The 18,241-nt window shown below is 40.3% G+C and carries 16 protein-coding genes and 2 tRNA genes; 3 read left to right on the forward strand and 15 right to left on the reverse strand.

Annotated features, from left to right (window positions below):
- Positions 1–205 precede the first annotated feature (205 nt).
- Positions 206–1,318 carry a mechanosensitive ion channel family protein gene (locus tag HUU81_RS12025; protein WP_233520494.1) on the forward strand — a complete coding sequence of 371 codons (1,113 nt, stop codon included), beginning with the start codon at positions 206–208 and terminating at the stop codon, positions 1,316–1,318.
- 155 nt (positions 1,319–1,473) lie between these two features.
- On the opposite strand, the gene pnp is transcribed toward HUU81_RS12025, so the two are convergent.
- The 15 genes from pnp to rlmE all read right to left on the reverse strand — a co-directional run bounded on the left by pnp (position 1,474) and on the right by rlmE (position 17,024).
- A complete protein-coding gene (gene pnp / locus HUU81_RS12030) occupies positions 1,474–3,600 on the reverse strand; it encodes a polyribonucleotide nucleotidyltransferase (RefSeq protein WP_199609181.1) in 2,127 nt (708 codons plus the stop codon).
- 299 nt (positions 3,601–3,899) lie between these two features.
- Positions 3,900–4,169, reverse strand: coding sequence for a 30S ribosomal protein S15 (gene rpsO / locus HUU81_RS12035; RefSeq protein WP_199609182.1), 270 nt, complete (start codon positions 4,167–4,169; stop codon positions 3,900–3,902).
- Between the two features lie 139 nt (positions 4,170–4,308).
- Positions 4,309–5,244: a tRNA pseudouridine(55) synthase TruB gene (truB, locus tag HUU81_RS12040; protein ID WP_199609183.1), complete on the reverse strand. Its 936-nt coding sequence runs from the start codon at positions 5,242–5,244 to the stop codon at positions 4,309–4,311.
- Positions 5,244–5,639 (reverse strand): 30S ribosome-binding factor RbfA, encoded by a 396-nt coding sequence (rbfA, locus tag HUU81_RS12045; RefSeq protein ID WP_199609184.1) that lies wholly within the window; start codon positions 5,637–5,639, stop codon positions 5,244–5,246. The genes truB and rbfA overlap by 1 nt, the downstream gene beginning before the upstream one ends.
- A 174-nt stretch (positions 5,640–5,813) precedes the next feature.
- A complete protein-coding gene (gene infB, locus HUU81_RS12050) occupies positions 5,814–8,471 on the reverse strand; it encodes a translation initiation factor IF-2 (RefSeq protein WP_199609185.1) in 2,658 nt (885 codons plus the stop codon).
- Between the two features lie 22 nt (positions 8,472–8,493).
- Positions 8,494–9,999 carry a transcription termination factor NusA gene (gene nusA, locus HUU81_RS12055; protein WP_199609186.1) on the reverse strand — a complete coding sequence of 502 codons (1,506 nt, stop codon included), beginning with the start codon at positions 9,997–9,999 and terminating at the stop codon, positions 8,494–8,496.
- A 39-nt stretch (positions 10,000–10,038) separates the two neighbouring features.
- Positions 10,039–10,494, reverse strand: a complete 456-nt coding sequence (gene rimP / locus HUU81_RS12060) for a ribosome maturation factor RimP (protein WP_199609187.1) — start codon at positions 10,492–10,494, stop codon at positions 10,039–10,041.
- A 165-nt stretch (positions 10,495–10,659) separates the two neighbouring features.
- Positions 10,660–10,736: transfer RNA gene (locus HUU81_RS12065), tRNA-Met, on the reverse strand.
- A 150-nt stretch (positions 10,737–10,886) separates the two neighbouring features.
- A tRNA-Leu gene (locus HUU81_RS12070) sits at positions 10,887–10,972 on the reverse strand.
- 20 nt (positions 10,973–10,992) lie between these two features.
- The gene (secG, locus tag HUU81_RS12075; RefSeq protein ID WP_199609188.1) at positions 10,993–11,340 is read right to left on the reverse strand and encodes a preprotein translocase subunit SecG; all 348 of its coding nucleotides are present in this window, start codon (positions 11,338–11,340) and stop codon (positions 10,993–10,995) included.
- A 2-nt stretch (positions 11,341–11,342) separates the two neighbouring features.
- The gene (gene tpiA, locus HUU81_RS12080; protein ID WP_199609189.1) at positions 11,343–12,092 is read right to left on the reverse strand and encodes a triose-phosphate isomerase; all 750 of its coding nucleotides are present in this window, start codon (positions 12,090–12,092) and stop codon (positions 11,343–11,345) included.
- 74 nt (positions 12,093–12,166) lie between these two features.
- Positions 12,167–13,504 (reverse strand): phosphoglucosamine mutase, encoded by a 1,338-nt coding sequence (gene glmM / locus HUU81_RS12085; protein ID WP_199609190.1) that lies wholly within the window; start codon positions 13,502–13,504, stop codon positions 12,167–12,169.
- Positions 13,497–14,336, reverse strand: coding sequence for a dihydropteroate synthase (gene folP, locus HUU81_RS12090; protein WP_199609191.1), 840 nt, complete (start codon positions 14,334–14,336; stop codon positions 13,497–13,499). Before folP ends, glmM begins: the two co-directional genes overlap by 8 nt.
- Before the next feature lie 66 nt (positions 14,337–14,402).
- The gene (gene ftsH / locus HUU81_RS12095; RefSeq protein WP_199609192.1) at positions 14,403–16,325 is read right to left on the reverse strand and encodes an ATP-dependent zinc metalloprotease FtsH; all 1,923 of its coding nucleotides are present in this window, start codon (positions 16,323–16,325) and stop codon (positions 14,403–14,405) included.
- A gap of 69 nt (positions 16,326–16,394) precedes the next feature.
- A complete protein-coding gene (gene rlmE, locus HUU81_RS12100) occupies positions 16,395–17,024 on the reverse strand; it encodes a 23S rRNA (uridine(2552)-2'-O)-methyltransferase RlmE (RefSeq protein WP_199609193.1) in 630 nt (209 codons plus the stop codon).
- Positions 17,025–17,110: 86 nt separating this feature from the next.
- Here rlmE and yhbY point away from each other — a divergent pair, with 86 nt between their 5' ends.
- The gene (gene yhbY, locus HUU81_RS12105) at positions 17,111–17,419 is read left to right on the forward strand and encodes a ribosome assembly RNA-binding protein YhbY (RefSeq protein ID WP_199609194.1); all 309 of its coding nucleotides are present in this window, start codon (positions 17,111–17,113) and stop codon (positions 17,417–17,419) included.
- A 29-nt stretch (positions 17,420–17,448) separates the two neighbouring features.
- The gene (locus HUU81_RS12110; RefSeq protein WP_199609195.1) at positions 17,449–18,183 is read left to right on the forward strand and encodes a sulfite exporter TauE/SafE family protein; all 735 of its coding nucleotides are present in this window, start codon (positions 17,449–17,451) and stop codon (positions 18,181–18,183) included.
- Positions 18,184–18,241 lie beyond the last annotated feature (58 nt).

The raw sequence follows: 18,241 nt of genomic DNA on the forward strand, positions 1-18,241 counted from the left end.
TAGAGGCTATTAGAACATAAAAAAATATTTACGAACAGAATTAAGCTTAGGAGTAATAAAGGAATTTTGCTAACTTTTATATGAGGAGCACACCTTACTACCTGCTTGGATTCTTTTTGGTAAGTCTCTCAAAGTTATAAATATATTCTACACTTACACAACAACGGCACTCATTAATCTAAAACAATAATTCAGGAGTGAAGCAATGCCAAACTTAAGTCGCATGTTTACGTGTTTGTTATTTTTTATTTCTACAGCCAGTTATGCTCAGCAAAAAGAAGAAGAAGTCACCCAGGCTGATATAGAAAAAGCACTCGACCTTTCGTCAGCCACCGAGACACTTGAACAAACCGTGATAGGTATCTTGCACGACTTTATTTCCCATATACCTTATATCATTGCTGGTCTTGTTGTTTTAATGTTTACCGCACTATTTTCTTTTTTGATAGGTAAATTTGTACATAAGATGGCAGGCCGTAGTGACATGAGAAATTCATTACGCGAACTGTTACAACGCCTAACCAGAATCACCGTATGGGGCTTTGGCTTTTTGTTAACAGCTATGGTTATCTTCCCGGGGTTAACACCCGCTAAAGCACTTGGAGGTTTAGGTCTCGCATCTGTTGCAATTGGTTTTGCATTTAAAGAAATTTTTGAGAACTTTTTCGCTGGCATATTATTACTGTGGAAATATCCGTTCGAAAAAGGCGACTTTATCGAGTGCGAAGGCATTATGGGCAAAGTGGAGGATATTTCAGTAAGAATGTCTCAAGTACGTAAGACTGATGGACAATTGGTGGTCATGCCAAATTCGTTCTTATTCAAAAACCCTGTCTATGTGCTTACTAACAAAACCATTCGTCGTATTACGATTATGACTGGTGTTGCTTACGATGAAGATGCAAATGCAGCCATTCCCGTTATTGAGAAAGCCGTTAAAAGTTGTGAAACTGTAAAAACAGACCAACCTGTAGAAGTGTTTCTACACGCATTTGGCGCCAGCAGTATAGACATTGAGGTAGCTTGGTGGGCAACGCCGACACCACTTGGCTATAGAAAATCTAAAAGTGAAGTGGTTGGGGCAATCAAGGCAGCCTTAGACGAAGCTGGCATTGAAATTCCGTTTCCTTATCGCACGCTCACTTTCAAGGAACCACTGCCTATTCAGCAACAAAATAATGGTTCTGACTTAAAAGAAAACGTTTCCAACGAGCAAACCGATGCTAAAGAATCACATAGACCAGACGACTCAACAAAACACAAAAGTAAGCCTGCTACAAACGGAGAAGCAAAGGGTGGCCAGAATACGAATGAATAAAAATAAAAGTGAAAAGAAAATAGCGTGTTTCGGAGCGGCTGATTTTATTTAACTAAATGTAATGCCCTATCAATGCAAAACACAGCATATAAATAAGGGAATACAAAAAGGGGCTAAATAGCCCCTTTTTTAAAAGTCAGAATTTAGCTAAATAATTATTCAGCTTTTTCTTCAGCAGGTTGAGCATCAGCTTGTTCTACAGCATCTTTAATGCTTAAACGAACACGGCCTTGACGATCAATCTCAAGCACTTTCACTTTAACCATTTGGCCTTCAGATAAGTGATCAGTGACATTGTTCACACGTTCTTGAGAGATTTGTGAAATATGTACTAATCCATCTTTACCAGGTAATACATTTACAAATGCACCAAAGTCTACGATACGTGCAACTTTACCTTCATAAATACGGCCTACTTCTAGCTCAGCAGTTAACGCTTCAATGCGTGAAATAGCATCGTTCGCACTTCCACCGTCAGATGCAGCAATCTTAATCGTGCCGTCATCTTCAATTTCAATTGTTGTACCCGTTTCTTCAGTAAGTTGACGGATAGTAGCGCCACCTTTACCGATAACTTCAGCAATTTTCTTAGGTTCAATTTTCATTGTATAGATACGTGGAGCAAACTCAGAAAGCTCATCACGGTGGCCGCCAATCGCAGAATCCATCACGTTAAGGATATGCAAACGCGCACCTTTCGCTTGGTTTAATGCAATTTGCATAATATCTTTAGTGATACCTTCAATCTTAATGTCCATTTGAAGTGCTGTAATACCGTCAGTAGTACCAGCAACTTTAAAGTCCATATCACCTAAGTGATCTTCATCACCTAAGATGTCTGAAAGTACAACAAATTTTTCGTCTTCTTTTACAAGGCCCATTGCAATACCAGCAACAGAAGCTTTAATTGGAACACCTGCATCCATTAGTGCTAACGATGTACCACATACTGATGCCATTGAAGAAGAACCGTTAGATTCTGTGATTTCAGATACTACACGGATAGTGTAAGGGAAATCTTCTTGCGAAGGCATTACCGCTTTAACACCACGTTTCGCTAAACGACCATGACCAATTTCACGACGCTTTGGCGAGCCAACCATACCTGTTTCACCAACACAGTACGGAGGGAAGTTATAATGTAGTAAGAAGCGATCTGTATGAGTACCCGCTAAGCTATCAATCATTTGACCGTCACGCTCTGTACCTAACGTAGCCGTTACAATTGCTTGCGTCTCGCCACGAGTAAATAGTGCAGAACCGTGAGTTCTTGGTAACAAACCAGTTAATACATTTAGTGCACGAACTGTTTCAGGATCACGACCATCGATACGCGGTTCACCTTCAATAATACGACCACGTACTACTTTTTTCTCTAAACTACTTAATAGTTCACCAACTTCTTTTTCATCTAGTGCTTCATCTTCAGCTAGTGACTCAGTCAGTTTTTCAATAGCGGCAGCTTTAACTTCTGATATTGCATCTTTACGTGCTACTTTATCAGCAATGTTATACGCATCACCCATGCCTGCTTCAGCAAGTTCAGCAATTTGAGTTGCTAACGACTCATTCTTTTCAGGCGCTGCCCAATCCCATACCGGAGTTGCTACTTCTTTTGCAAACTCTTTGATTGCTTCAATAGCAACTTGCATTTGTTCATGGCCGTAAACAACTGCACCTAGCATTACATCTTCAGAAAGCATATCTGCTTCAGACTCAACCATAAGTACAGCGTTGTCAGTACCTGCAACCACAAGGTCTAGACGGCTTTCTTCTAATTCAGTTTTAGATGGGTTAAGTACAAATTTGTCATTTGTATAACCAACACGTGCAGCACCAATAGGACCATTGAATGGAATACCTGAAATTGAAAGTGCAGCAGAAACACCTAACATAGTAACGATGTCTGCGCTAATTTCTGGATTTGAAGAAACAACAGTTGCAATTACTTGCACTTCATTCATGAAACCATCAGGGAAAAGTGGACGAATTGGACGGTCAATAAGACGTGCAATTAGTGTTTCTTCTTCTGAAGGACGACCTTCACGCTTTAAGAAACCACCAGGAATTTTACCAGCAGCGTAAGTACGCTCTTGATAATTTACTGTTAATGGGAAAAAGTCGCGACCAGAGTCCGCGTTTTTCTTACCTACAACAGTAACTAATACAGATGTATCTTCAATGCTTGCTAAAACAGCAGCTGAAGCTTGACGAGCAATAACACCGGTTTCTAGTGTTACTGTGTGTTGTCCATATTGAAAGGACTTGATAATTGCTTCCACAATCATACCTCATTTTATTAATAATAATTTTATCAACACACAGAGGAATATAAGAAAAGCTGTGAAATCAAAGATTTTTTAGTTTGCACTGTATCATTAGGTTGAGACTGTATGGCCTATACATATCAACAAAACAAACGAAAAAATCATTAATTTCTTAGTAGCAGTTGCTTATATCAACTGAATATTGATTCTCTTGTAAAATCCGCGCTTAGTATAAAGCCTATATACACTTTTACCAAGTGCAGATGCAAAAAAGGAGGCATAAGCCTCCTTTTTAAAATTTGTATACTATCGAATTAACGACGTAGACCTAAACGCTTGATTAGCGAAGTATAACGCTCAGTGTTTTTGCCTTTTAGATAATCTAAAAGACTACGACGAGTACTAACCATACGTAGAAGACCACGACGTGAGTGGAAATCGTGTTTGTGATCAGCAAAGTGACCTTGTAAGTGGTTAATTTGAGCAGTTAAAAGTGCAACTTGAACTTCAGGTGAACCTGTATCGCCTTCTTTTACAGCGTATTCAGCTACAATTTTCGCTTTTGCTTCAGTACTTAGTGACATAACATTCTCCAAATATTTACCAATTTATTAAACATAAATGGTAATGAGTTTACTAAATCCGTAGCCGATCACTAATTCAGCATACGGGTCGAAAGAGCGCGCTATTCTACCAGCGCAGCAAAATTATGCAAGTAACCTATTACTCAGCTGCATAATTAACTAGACGTTTTGGTGACAGCGTCATATGTTTTAATTCTGCGACCCCCAAAAATAAACCACTTTCATCATTTACACGAACCAATTCTGTACTTGCAGTTAATGTTGCAGTGACAGGATTACCATTTCTAAATGGCGTCAGCACCTCGTTTGGCACAACAACTTGATCAAGCATAAATGCAGCGCCATCCATCGGAAGCAATAACTCATCTAGGTATGTTCCTAAGTCAACCTCTTCATCGGTTGCTTTGTTACGTAATGCTTCTAGTGCTTCAATGGTCATCATTTTTTCGTATGGATAATGCCCAACTTTAGTGCGACGTAACACTGTAACATGCGCACCACAGCCCAGTGCTTCACCAAGATCATCAATTAAGCTACGAATGTAAGTTCCTTTACTGCAATGCACACTAAAGCTTGCCGTATCTCCATTGAACTCGTTCAAACGAAAGTCATAGATATTAATATCTCGCGCTTCACGCGGTACTTCAATTCCTTCACGAGCGTACTTATATAACGGCTGTCCTTGATATTTTAGCGCTGAAAACATGGAAGGCACCTGTTTAATAGGTCCTCTAAATGATTCCATTTTGCTTAGCACGTCATCTTTCGTTATTGTTACATCGCGCGTTTCTACTACCTCACCTTCCGAGTCGCTTGTCGTGGTTCGCTCACCAAATTTAGCAACCACATCGTAAGCTTTATCTGTATCGAGTAAAAACTGAGAAAATTTTGTCGCTTCACCTAAGCAAATAGGCAACATACCTGTGGCTAAAGGGTCCAACGCACCAGTATGCCCCGCTTTTTGAGCGCCAAAAATCCAACGCACTTTTTGCAGTGCATTGTTTGAAGAAATTCCCTGAGGTTTATCTATTAAAATAATACCGTTTATCGCACGGCCTTTACGACGCCTAGCCATTATTCAGCCTCTGACTCACCACTATCTTCTTTTTTGCGCTGATCTTCTTGAACCACTGTCTCAACTAGATTCGAAATGCGCATACCTTCAACTAACGACGTGTCAAACACAAAACGAATATCAGGTACGATACGAGACTTAATGCGCTTACCAATTAAAGAGCGCACAAAACCAGCTGCTTTATTTAAAATATCTACTGATATTTTTACTTTTTCAGGATCTTGCTCATACAAAGTCACATACACTTTTGCATACGACAGATCACGAGATACATCAACGCTAGAAACTGTTGTCATTCCTAAGCGGGGATCTTTGATTTCTCGTTGTAATATTTGCGCAACTTCTTTTTGAATTTGTTGCGATACACGGTCAACACGTGAAAATTCTTTTGCCATTTAATACTCCAATTTAATCTTTATTCTCAAACCAGATAACGTCATGATTTCTGGTAAGGATCTGTTGACCTGTCTCACTTTCTTTAAAGTAATACAGGTCAAAAGACCCAGAAATAACTAAGGGGGCAAGTCAAAAAACTAGCCCCCTTTAATATGTTAGTGCTTAAGTAACAATTATAAAGTACGTTTTACTTCGATAATCTCAAATACTTCGATCATATCGCCAACTTTAACATCGTTGTAGTTCTTAACACCGATACCACATTCCATACCGTTACGAACTTCGCTCACATCGTCTTTAAAGCGACGTAATGATTCAAGTTCACCTTCGTATATAACAATATTGTCACGTAGTACACGAATTGGGTTAGAACGTTTCACTGAACCTTCAACAACCATACAACCAGCAATTGCACCTAGTTTTGGTGATTTAAACACGTCACGAACTTCTGCTAAGCCCATGATTTCTTGTTTAAATTCTGGCGCTAGCATACCAGTCATCGCTTGCTTAACTTCTTCAATTAGGTCGTAAATGATGCTGTAGTAACGTAAATCGATAGACTCTGATTCTATTACTTTACGAGCAGAAGCATCCGCACGTACGTTAAAGCCAACAACAATTGCGTTAGACGCAGCTGCTAATGTTGCATCAGTTTCAGTAATTCCACCTACACCGCTACCAACAATTTTAACTTTAACTTCGTCTGTTGAAAGTTTCACAAGTGCATCAGAGATTGCTTCAAGTGAACCTTGTACATCAGATTTAAGTACAACATTAACTTCTGAAACATCACCTTCAGTCATGTTTGCAAACATGTTCTCTAGCTTAGACTTCTGTTGGCGAGCCAGTTTAATATCACGGAATTTACCTTGTCTAAACAATGCAACTTCACGTGCTTTTTTCTCGTCTTTAACAACAGTAGCTTCATCACCCGCTTGTGGTACACCTGATAAACCAAGAATCTCAACAGGAATTGATGGACCAGCTTCTTTAATCTCTTTACCGTTTTCGTCTCGCATCGCACGAACACGGCCGTATTCAAGACCACAAAGGATGATATCGCCTTGGCGTAACGTACCTTCTTGTACAAGTACTGAAGCAACTGGACCACGGCCTTTATCAAGACGAGATTCAATCACAACACCTGAAGCCATCGCATCTTGAACTGCAGTTAACTCAAGTAATTCAGACTGAAGCAACACAGAATCTAGTAAGTTATCAATACCTTCACCAGATTTAGCTGAAACATGACAGAATTGCGTATCACCGCCCCAATCTTCAGGGATAACATCATGTTGAGCAAGCTCATTTTTAACACGATCAGGATCCGCTTCTTCTTTATCAATTTTGTTTACAGCAACAACCAGTGGAACACCTGCTGCCTTAGCATGTTGTACAGCTTCTTTCGTTTGTGGCATAACACCATCATCAGCTGCGACTACTAAGATAACAATATCTGTTGCTTTAGCACCACGAGCACGCATTGATGTAAACGCGGCGTGACCTGGAGTATCAAGGAAAGTGATCATTCCCTTGTCAGTATCAACGTGATATGCACCAATGTGCTGTGTGATACCACCTGCTTCACCAGATGCAACTTTTGCTTCACGGATATAATCAAGTAATGATGTTTTACCGTGGTCAACGTGACCCATTACTGTAACTACTGGAGCACGTGTTACTGCTTCACCAGTTGAGCTACGATCTGACATTACGCCGTCTTCTAGTGCATTTTCGTTCACTAATTCAACGTTATGACCCATCTCTTCACAAACTAATGCAGCTGTGTCACGGTCTAATACTTGGTTAATCGTTACCATTTCGCCCATTTTCATCATGGTCTTGATAACTTCAGCAGCTTTAACTGCCATACGTGACGCTAACTCTGCAACAGTAATAGTTTCGCTTAGCTTAACAACACGCTCAACCGGAGAAGCTGGCTTTTGGAAGCTATGCTGAAGGCTGCTAGGTGTTTTAATTTTACCTTTTCTGCCTTTAGGCTTAACTGCTTCAGCTTCTTGGCCTTTCTTTTTCTTTTTACGACGAGCGCGCTTTTCTTCTTGAACATCTTGCTCATCTTCCGCTTGGCGTGCGTAAGTAGAAGTCGTTAAGTGAATATCTTCTTCTTTCTCGTGCTCTTCAGCATATTTACGCTTAGCTTCTTCTTCTTCCCAACGCTTAGCATTTTCTTCTGCTAAACGGCGAGCTTCTTCAATAGCACGTTGCGCTTCTTCTTCAGTCTTTTTACGAGTCGCTTCCACTTGCTCTAAACGAATTTTTTCGGCTAGTGCTTTTTCTTCTTCTGTAAGATTGTCAGCTTCTTGAACTTCTTCAGCAGGCTGAGTTTCTTGCTTATCTTTAGCTGCTGCCTCACGCTTCGCTTTCTCTTCTGCGTCACGTTTTGCTTTTTCTTCAGCTTTACGTTTTGCTTCAGCTTCGCGCTTAGCTTTTTCTTCAGCTTCACGCTTTGCTTGTTCTTCTGCTAAACGCTGCGCTTCTTGAGCAGCTTGTTCTTCAAGTTGCTTTTCATCTAATACGCTTTTTTTCACGTAAGTACGCTTTTTGCGAACTTCAACCTGAACAGCTTTACCCTTACCAGCACCACCAACACTTAGCGTACTTTTAGTTTTACGCTGAAGTGTCATTTTCTTTGGTTCAGTACCTTCACCACCGTGTGCTTTGTTTAGGTGAGTTAATAGCTTAGACTTTTCGTCTTCATTAACTTGATCACCAGGCTTTTTAACAATGCCAGCTTGTTCAAATTGCGTAACGAGTCGGTCAACCGTCGTGCCTACGTCTTCGGCGAGTTTTTCTACACTTACTTCTGCCATATTAATTAATACCTCCGATTGCCTATTCGTTATCTTCGTCGCCGAACCAGCAAATGTTACGCGCTGCCATGATTAGTTCGCCGGCTTTTTCGTCTGTTAATTCTTCAATATCACTGATATCGTCTACGCCTTGCTCTGCAAGGTCTTCAAGCGTTGCAACACCACGACTTGCCAGTACGAAAGCTAAATGTCTGTCTAAACCTTCTAATGCAAGTAAGTCTTCTGATGGTTGTGCACCCTCTAGAGATTCTTCATTTGCAAGTGCAAGCGTGGTTAGTGCTGCTTTAGCACGTTCACGTAACTCTTCAACAATCTCTTCTTCCATACCGTCTACTTCTAAAAGCTCTGACATTGGTACGTAAGCAACTTCTTCTAATGATGAGAAACCTTCTTCTACAAGTACTGCTGCGAAGTCTTCATCAATATCTAAATTATCTGTAAATAGTTTAACCAGTTTACCCGCTTCTTCAGCGTGCTTACTGTTCATTTCATCTACAGTCATTACGTTTAGATCCCAACCAGTAAGTTGGCTAGCTAAACGTACATTTTGGCCTTTATGACCAATGGCTTGTGCTAGTTGATCTTCTTCAATAGCAATGTCCATTGTATTGGTATCTTCATCAACAATAATGGACGCTACTTCAGCAGGAGCCATTGCGTTAATTACATACTGCGCAGGGTTATCGTCATAAAGTACAATATCAATGCGTTCGCCACTTAATTCACCAGAAACGGCTTGAACACGTGCACCGCGCATACCAACACACGCGCCTACAGGGTCAATACGTTTATCGTTACTTTTAACTGCGATTTTAGCTCGTGAGCCTGGTTCACGAGCTGCTGACATGATGTCTAGCATTTCTTCGCCAATTTCAGGCACTTCAATTCTGAATAATTCGATTAGCATTTCCGGACGAGTACGGCTAACAAATAATTGTGAACCTCTCGCTTCAGGTTTAACCGCGTACAATAAACCTCTTACACGGTCGCCTGGACGATAGCTTTCACGCGGTAGCATTTCATCTCGGAAGATAATTGCTTCAGCGTTATTACCTAAATCAAGAATAGTGCTATCACGATTTGCTTTCTTAACTACACCAGTAATCAATTCACCAACCTGATCTTGGTATGCATCCACTACCATAGCGCGCTCAGCTTCACGTACTTTCTGTACGATAACTTGCTTTGCCATTTGTGTAGTAATTCGGTCAAACTTTACTGACTCGATTTCATCTTCTACAAATTGACCAAGTTCAATTTCAGGTTCTTCCACTCTTGCCGCTTCTATCGTTATTTCGCGATAAGGATTTTCTAGTCCTTCTTCACGATCTTCTACAACTTCCCAGCGACGGAATGTTTCGTAATCACCTGTTTTACGATCAATTGAAACACGAACGTCAATATCACCTTCGTGCTTTTTCTTTGTTGCAGTAGCCAATGCAATTTCTAGTGCTTCAAAAATCTTTTCCCTAGGAACAGCTTTTTCATTCGATACTGCTTCAGCGACTAATAAAACTTCTTTTGCCATATCGTGTGCCTCGAGTTTCCTATTTCCTTGCCATTAAACTTAAAAATTTGGAACGATGTTAGCTTTATCAATATTGCTAATCATCAAGTTATATTCTTTGCCATCAACTTCCATTGTTATTGCGTCGTTTTCCACGCTACACAATTTCCCTTTAAATTTTCTACGCCCATCTTGCGGAACTACCAATCTTAGTGTGATAGTTTCATCAATGGCTTTTTTGTAATGGTCTAAATTAAAGAGTGGTCTATCGGCTCCTGGCGAAGAGACTTCAAGAAAGTATTCCGTAGAAATAGGATCTTCTACATCCATAATTCCGCTAACTTGATGACTGACAGCTGCACAATCATCAACGGTAATACCATTTTCACTTTCAATATAAATACGTAGAGTTGAATTTTTTCCAGCTCTAACGAATTCTATCCCCAACAACTCAAATCCTAATGCCTCAATACTCGGAGCAAATAATTCGTGTAATTGCTGTTCAAGTTTCGCCAAAGTGCCCTCCACTAAAAATAAAAAAAGGCCATAACGGCCCAGATGTAAAAAGTTCAGAAAAGAGATACGAAAACGCCCCGTATAAAGCGGGGCGTTACATCTGAACCCTGAATTGTAAAGCATAGTTTAAATCAATAACTATTAATCTAAACTATACCAAAAATCTGGTTGCGGGAGCCGGATTTGAACCGACGACCTTCGGGTTATGAGCCCGACGAGCTACCAGGCTGCTCCATCCCGCGTCAGTGGGGTGAATTATAAACACATTACCAATTAATTGCAATCGTATGTTTTGCTTACTTACAAAGCTAACTAAGAAACAAGCGCTTTGGTACGGCCAAAAACGAAAAAAGCTCCAAATAGGAGCTTTTAAATATATTCGAAAAATAGTTTGGTGCGGATGGGGGGACTTGAACCCCCACGAGCATAGCTCACCACCCCCTCAAGATGGCGTGTCTACCAATTCCACCACATCCGCAATAAAACTATAATTTTCGATTAATTTGGTACGTCAGACGCACTATCTTCTGCTGGCACATCGGCATCAGCAGCTTCAGTACTAATTGTTTCTACAGCTGGCGCATCAATATTTTCCCACTCGTCAGTTTGCTTAACTTGACCAGATGTTAAGCTACCTAAAATCATGCTTAACAAGAAAAATAATGTTGCTAAAACTGTTGTTGTTTTCGTTAAAAAGTTGCCAGCACCACTCGCGCCAAATAATGTGTTTGATGCACCTGCACCAAACGACGCGCCCATGTCGGCACCTTTACCTTGCTGTATAAGAATTAAGCCAACTAACCCTATAGAAACAACCAAGTATAAAACGGATAAAATTTCGTACATAACTACTCTATTCCTTGCGCCGATTGACAAATTAAATAAAATTCATCTGGCTTTAAACTTGCACCACCAATTAATCCGCCATCAATATCTGGCTGACTAAATAGTGATTCACTATTAGAAGCATTAACGCTTCCACCGTATAAAATCTGTAAACCTTGTGCGATTTCTGGCGATAACTCAGCCAAAAATTCACGAATAAATGCATGTACAGCTTGTGCTTGTTCAGGCGTAGCTGTTTTACCAGTACCAATTGCCCAAACAGGTTCATATGCAATTACAGCTTGTGCAAATGCATCTACACCACATTCATTAATAACAGCACTTAATTGCTCGCGAATGACTTTTTCAGTTTCTCCGCGTTCATTTTCTTCTGCTGTTTCACCAACACATAAAATGGGTATTAAGCTGCACTGTTGAGCCAACGCAAACTTATTACTAATTTCAGTGTTAGTTTCACCAAATATTGTTCGTCTTTCAGAGTGACCTAAAATAACATATTGGCAAGCTATATCAGCAAGCATGTTAGCAGACACTTCACCTGTATATGCACCACTTTGATGTAGCGATATATTTTGAGCGCCAACCTTAACATTGCTTTCATTAAATAATGTTATATATGGATAGGATGGGAAAAATACCACATCAACGTTAGAAAAACTTTTTTCTTTAAAAGTTTCTGTCATTTCATTAACTAATTGCGTGCTACCGTTTAATTTCCAGTTAGCTGCAACTAAAAAACGTCGATCGACCATCAAATTACTCCATTAAAAAGCGGGCGAGATATTATCTAACATCGCCCAATTATACAAGTCTAAAGAAAGATTTTTTAACAAACGCTTTCAACTGCCTGTGCAATTTTCTCTGCGCTGTCTTTAACTAAATCAGTTTCTTGCCCTTCTACCATTACTCTGATTAGTGGCTCTGTGCCTGATTTTCTAAGTAATACGCGGCCTTTATCAGCTAAAGCAGTTTCAACTTCTTTCACAACACTTTTAACCGATGCGCTATTTAGAGGATCGGTATCTTGAGCGTATTTAACATTAATTAATGTTTGTGGAAATTTAACCATGCCTTTGCGTAATTCAGCTAAACTCATTCCCGAGGTTTGAATTGCCGATAGCACTTGGATTGCTGAAATAATGCCATCACCTGTTGTGTTGTAGTCTAAATTGAGTACATGCCCCGAGCTTTCACCGCCAATCACCCAACCATTATCAAGTAGCATTTCCATTACATATCGGTCGCCAACTTTACTTCTTAAAAATGGAATGCCTAAGCTATTTAACGCCACTTCTAACCCTAGGTTACTCATCACAGTGCCAACAACACCACCTTTAAGCTTACCTGCTTTAAGCGCATCTCTTGCAATGATAAATACGACTTCATCACCATCAACCACTTCACCGTTATGGTCAACCATCATGAGTCGGTCGCCATCGCCATCAAGAGCAATGCCTAAATCTGCGCCTGTGTCTTTTACCGCTTTACATAAAAAGTCGGTGTGCGTTGCACCACAACCGTCATTAATGTTAGTGCCGTTTGGCTCAGCCGCGATATCAATAACTTCGGCACCTAATTCGCTAAAAACATTTGGTGCGATATGGTAAGTTGCGCCATTTGCGCAATCTACCACAATTTTTAAACCACTTAATGATAGGTGGCTAGGAAAATGGCTTTTACAATACTCAATATAGCGACCTCTGGCATCTTCAATGCGAACAGCACGGCCTAGCTTGTCTGACTCAACACAAGTCATTGGTTTGTCGATTTCAGCTTCTATTGCCTGCTCAATGTCATCTGCTAGCTTTAATCCATGTGCAGAAAAAAACTTAATGCCATTATCGTAAAATGGATTATGTGAAGCACTAATAACGATACCAGCTTCAGCACGGAAGGTACGTGTTAAATATGCAACTGCGGGTGTTGGCATGGGTCCTAATAGTCGAACATCGATACCGGCTGCGATGAGGCCTGACTCTAATGCGGTTTCTAGCATATAGCCTGAAATACGCGTATCTTTACCTATAATTACTTTTTTAGTTCCTGCTTCAGACAGCACTCTTCCAGCTGCCCAGCCTAACTTTAAAGCAAATTCAGGCGTGATCGGATAATGCCCTACTTTGCCCCTAACACCATCGGTGCCAAAATATTTTCTTTTAGTCACTTTTAACTCCATTTAGTGTGGCAGTCACCACAGCTAATGCTTCTTTCGTTTGCTTAACATCGTGCACTCTTAATATATGTGCACCATGCATGGCGGCAATCACCGCACCAGCGATACTACCGCTAATTCTATCACTTTGAGGAGCAATTACAGCCCCAATCATAGACTTTCTTGATAGTCCGATGAGTAACGGTAGTTCTAATTCATGAAATTTAGCCAGCGTAGCTAATAACTGATAGTTATGAGAGACGGACTTACCAAAACCAAACCCTGGATCTAATAATAACATCTCTCGTTTAATCCCTGCCTTTAAACATGCGGAGATACGCTCTTTAAAAAAACGAATAATATCCCTTGTGACATCTTCATACTGCGGCGCTTTTTGCATTGTTCTGGGCGTACCTTGCATATGCATGATGCAAACAGGCACAGCCAATTCAGCAGCCATCTCCTTAGCACCGTCAAGCTGCAATCCGCATACGTCGTTAATCATATCGGCACCTGCATCGATCGCCGCTTTCATTACTTCTGGTTTGCTGGTATCAATCGATATAATACAGTCACACTCTCTTTTAAGTATTTCGATAACAGGGATAACTCGCTTTAATTCATCCTCAAGAGAAACAGCTGGTGCTCCTGGGCGAGTTGACTCACCACCAATATCAATAACTTCAGCACCTTCTTCTAGCATTCGTTTTGCATGTTTCACTGCTAGCTCAACTGTATTGTGTTGGCCACCATCAGAGAATGAATCTGGAGTGACATTTAAAATCCCCATCACAACTGGAGAGGATAAATTCAATTGTTTGTTTTTGAAATGTATTTGCTTCATAAAATATAAGAAAGCCTCAGGGCATGACTGCACTGAGGCTTTTAAAAGAGTAATGTTATTTAAGATTTAGTGAACTGACTTACCATTGGTATCCAAATCACCTGGCTCAGACTCATCTTCAGACTGCGCTGAAGGCGTACCTGCACCTTTGTCATTATCATCCCATCCTTCCGGCGAAGAAACAGGCTTTCTTTCCATTAATTGATCGATTTGTTTCGCATCAATCGTTTCATATTTCATTAACGCATCTTTCATTGAATGAAGAATATCCATATTTTCATTCAAGATAGTTTCTGCACGCTGATAATTACGATCGATTATCATTCTAATTTCTGCATCAATTTGTTTTGCCGTATCATCAGACATTGATTTAGACTTAGATGCTGTACGGCCTAAAAACACTTCGCCTTCTTCATCTGCATATAGCATTGGTCCCATCGAGTCTGAAAGACCCCACTGAGTTACCATTTTACGCGCTATTTCAGTTGCACGTTCAATATCATTAGAAGCACCAGTGGTTACTTTATCAGCACCGTAAATAACAGCTTCAGCGATACGACCACCATATAGGCTAGATAACATACTTTCTAAATGCTGTTTTGAATGACTGACGCGATCTTGCTCTGGTAAATACATGGTAACACCCAGTGCGCGACCACGAGGAATAATTGATACTTTGTATACAGGATCATGATCAGGAACCATACGGCCAACAATGGCATGTCCAGCTTCATGATAGGCAGTCATTTCTTTTTCTGATTCGTTCATCACCATCGACTTACGTTCAGCGCCCATCATAATTTTATCTTTTGCTTTATCAAACTCTTCCATCGAAACAACACGGCGGTTTGAGCGTGCAGCAAATAATGCAGCTTCATTAACAAGGTTGGCTAAATCAGCACCTGAAAATCCTGGTGTACCACGTGCAATTACCGACGCCTTAACATCGTCGCCTAATGGCACTTTACGCATATGCACTTTTAAAATCTGTTCACGGCCACGTACATCAGGTAAGCCAACGGTTACTTGACGGTCAAAACGACCTGGACGTAATAACGCAGGGTCTAACACATCAGGACGGTTAGTTGCAGCAATAACAATAATACCCTCATTACCTTCAAAACCATCCATTTCAACTAGCATTTGGTTTAATGTCTGCTCACGTTCATCGTGACCACCACCTAAACCTGCACCACGTTGACGACCTACCGCATCTATTTCATCAATGAAAATAATACATGGTGCAGCTTTTTTCGCTTGTTCGAACATATCACGAACACGTGAAGCACCTACACCGACAAACATTTCCACAAAATCTGAACCAGAAATTGTAAAGAAAGGTACTTTTGCTTCACCTGCAATCGCTTTCGCTAATAACGTTTTACCTGTTCCTGGTGGGCCTACCATTAGTACACCTTTAGGAATTTTACCGCCCAGCTTTTGGAATTTAGAAGGTTCTTTAAGATAATCAACAAGCTCTTGCACTTCTTCTTTTGCTTCGTCACACCCTGCCACATCAACAAAAGTAGTTTTAATTTGGTCTTCACTCATTAAGCGCGCTTTACTCTTACCGAAAGACATCGCGCCTTTTCCGCCACCGCCTTGCATTTGACGCATGAAGAAAATCCATACACCAATAAGCAGTAACATTGGGAACCATGAAATAAAGATAGACGCTAAAATACTTGGCTCTTCAGGTGGTTCGCCCGTTGTCTCAACCCCCTGTTTATATAAATCATTCAGTAAGTCAGGATCATATTGGGTTGGAATAAAAGTATCAAATCGTTCGCCGCTGCGCTTTATTCCTGTGATCTTTCCATCTCGTGAAATTTTAACTTCACGAATGAGGCCTTGATTCACCTCTTGCAGAAACTTCGTATAGCTCGCTTGCCTGTCAGAGGAGTCGCTTGGACTAAAACTCTGGAACACCGACATCAAAACAACTGCTATCACTAACCAGAGTATTAAATTTTTTGCCATATCACTCAAGGTAATAACCTCTTTCCTAAATTGGGGGTTCTTTTAAATTTATTACATGTTCAACAAATACGTAATTTACTACAACTTGTATCCAGTAGCTACTATATAAACTTCTCTTGAACGTGCACGCGAAGAATCAGGTTTTCTTGTTTTAACAACTTTAAACACTTCTTTAACTTGTTTCATATACTCATCAAAGCCTTCACCCTGAAATACTTTAACAGCAAAACTGCCATTTTTCTTCAAAACGTGACTACACATATCAAGTGCAAGCTCAACTAAATACATGGCTCGAGGTTGATCAACCCCACCCGTGCCGCTCATATTTGGTGCCATATCAGATAAAACCACATCTACATTTTTGCCGCCAATGCGCGCAAGTAATGCATCTAATACCGCTTCTTCGCGAAAGTCACCTTGTAGAAAATCAACGCCCGCGATCGGGTCCATTGATAAAATATCACAGGCAATAACATGCCCTTCCATACCTACTAGCTCTGTCGCTAACTGTGACCACCCACCTGGTGCAGCGCCTAGATCAACAACCGTCATGCCTTGTTTCAGAAGTTTATCTTTTTGCTGTAACTCTTCCAATTTGAATACAGCACGAGAACGAAGCCCTCGTTTTTTTGCTTCTTGTACATAATGGTCATCAAAATGTTCTGTCAACCAGCGTTTACTGCTGGGTGTGTGCTTCTTTTTTGTCATTTAAAACCAAACTTAAGTTAGTAATGATGTCTAAATGGCGTTAGAATACGCGCAATTCAAGACCCGTCTACGAGAAAATTGTAACAATGAGCCAATTAGACAAATTATCAAACAAACAAAAGCAACACTTAAAAAGCGTTGCACATACGTTAAAGCCAGTTGTACTGCTAGGTGCAAACGGATTAACTGAAGGCGTAATGGCTGAGATTGATCAAGCATTAGATCACCATGAGCTTATTAAAATTAAAATTCCAACGGACGACAGAGAGCTAAAAAGTCAAATTATTGATGCTATTGTGCGCGAAAGCAATGCAATTAAAGTACAAACAATTGGGCATATTTTAGTACTGTTTCGTCAGTCAGAAGAAAATAAAGTTTCTTTGCCTAGAAAATAATTCTACTACGTCCTTAACAGGATAACAGTTTGATTTATTTTTCACTCTTTTTACTCGCCATTGCTGCTTGGTCCTTAGGCACAGTTGCAGCCGGTGGCGCGGTAATGCTTTTATTGCCCATCCTGCCATTATTTATTGCCCCTGCTCAGGTTATTCCTGCCATTGCTTTAGGCTCATTTATTGCAAATCCGTATCGCGCTTTTTTATTTATTAACGATGTCAATTGGCGCATTGGCGCCTGGATGGTGGCTGGTTCGCTTTTCGGAGCCATTCTTGGAAGTTATATTTTTGTTCAACTAGCTAATGAAAATATAAAACTGCTAATTGGCATTTTCCTCATTATCACTGCACTGCAATATTGGTTTAAATTTAAAACTCACGTTTTATCCATTCCCGACTGGGCATTTTTACCACTTTCATGTTTGGTATCTTTTATTTCAGCAATCGTAGGTGGTGCTGGGCCTGTTTATAACCCATTTCTTGCAGCAAAGCAGTTATCGAAAGAGGCAATTGTTGCGACAAAGTCAATCAACTCTTTGGTAATGCAGCTTACAAAGGTTATTGGTTATATTATTTTCGGCGCGTTTACTTTAAGTATTGGTGGGCTTGGTATCGCAATCGGATTAGGAGCGCTTGTTGGGGTTTATTTTGGAAAGCAATTTATGAACAAAATTAATCAGCGCCAATTTGAAGTTATTATGGCCGGGATGATGTTGCTAATCGGTATTTATTTTTGTTATCACGCCATTGGCATAAATTCGTAAATACATTATTTATGTTAGCCTTGCTTATTTAAACCGCGATGAATTTACAAGTATAAAA

The organism is Flocculibacter collagenilyticus, assembly GCF_016469335.1.
In the GTDB taxonomy this organism is placed as follows: Bacteria; Pseudomonadota; Gammaproteobacteria; order Enterobacterales; family Alteromonadaceae; genus Flocculibacter; species Flocculibacter collagenilyticus.

Excerpts from the sequence above, each read along its gene's own strand:
- HUU81_RS12025 (WP_233520494.1), top strand. The coding sequence starts at position 206 with ATGCCAAACTTAAGTCGCATGTTTACGTGTTTGTTATTTTTTATTTCT.
- rpsO (WP_199609182.1), bottom strand. The coding sequence starts at position 4,169 with ATGTCACTAAGTACTGAAGCAAAAGCGAAAATTGTAGCTGAATACGCT.
- truB (WP_199609183.1), bottom strand. The coding sequence starts at position 5,244 with ATGGCTAGGCGTCGTAAAGGCCGTGCGATAAACGGTATTATTTTAATA.
- rbfA (WP_199609184.1), bottom strand. The coding sequence starts at position 5,639 with ATGGCAAAAGAATTTTCACGTGTTGACCGTGTATCGCAACAAATTCAA.
- infB (WP_199609185.1), bottom strand. The coding sequence starts at position 8,471 with ATGGCAGAAGTAAGTGTAGAAAAACTCGCCGAAGACGTAGGCACGACG.
- nusA (WP_199609186.1), bottom strand. The coding sequence starts at position 9,999 with ATGGCAAAAGAAGTTTTATTAGTCGCTGAAGCAGTATCGAATGAAAAA.
- secG (WP_199609188.1), bottom strand. The coding sequence starts at position 11,340 with ATGTACGAAATTTTATCCGTTTTATACTTGGTTGTTTCTATAGGGTTA.
- tpiA (WP_199609189.1), bottom strand. The coding sequence starts at position 12,092 with ATGGTCGATCGACGTTTTTTAGTTGCAGCTAACTGGAAATTAAACGGT.
- folP (WP_199609191.1), bottom strand. The coding sequence starts at position 14,336 with ATGAAGCAAATACATTTCAAAAACAAACAATTGAATTTATCCTCTCCA.
- rlmE (WP_199609193.1), bottom strand. The coding sequence starts at position 17,024 with ATGACAAAAAAGAAGCACACACCCAGCAGTAAACGCTGGTTGACAGAA.
- yhbY (WP_199609194.1), top strand. The coding sequence starts at position 17,111 with ATGAGCCAATTAGACAAATTATCAAACAAACAAAAGCAACACTTAAAA.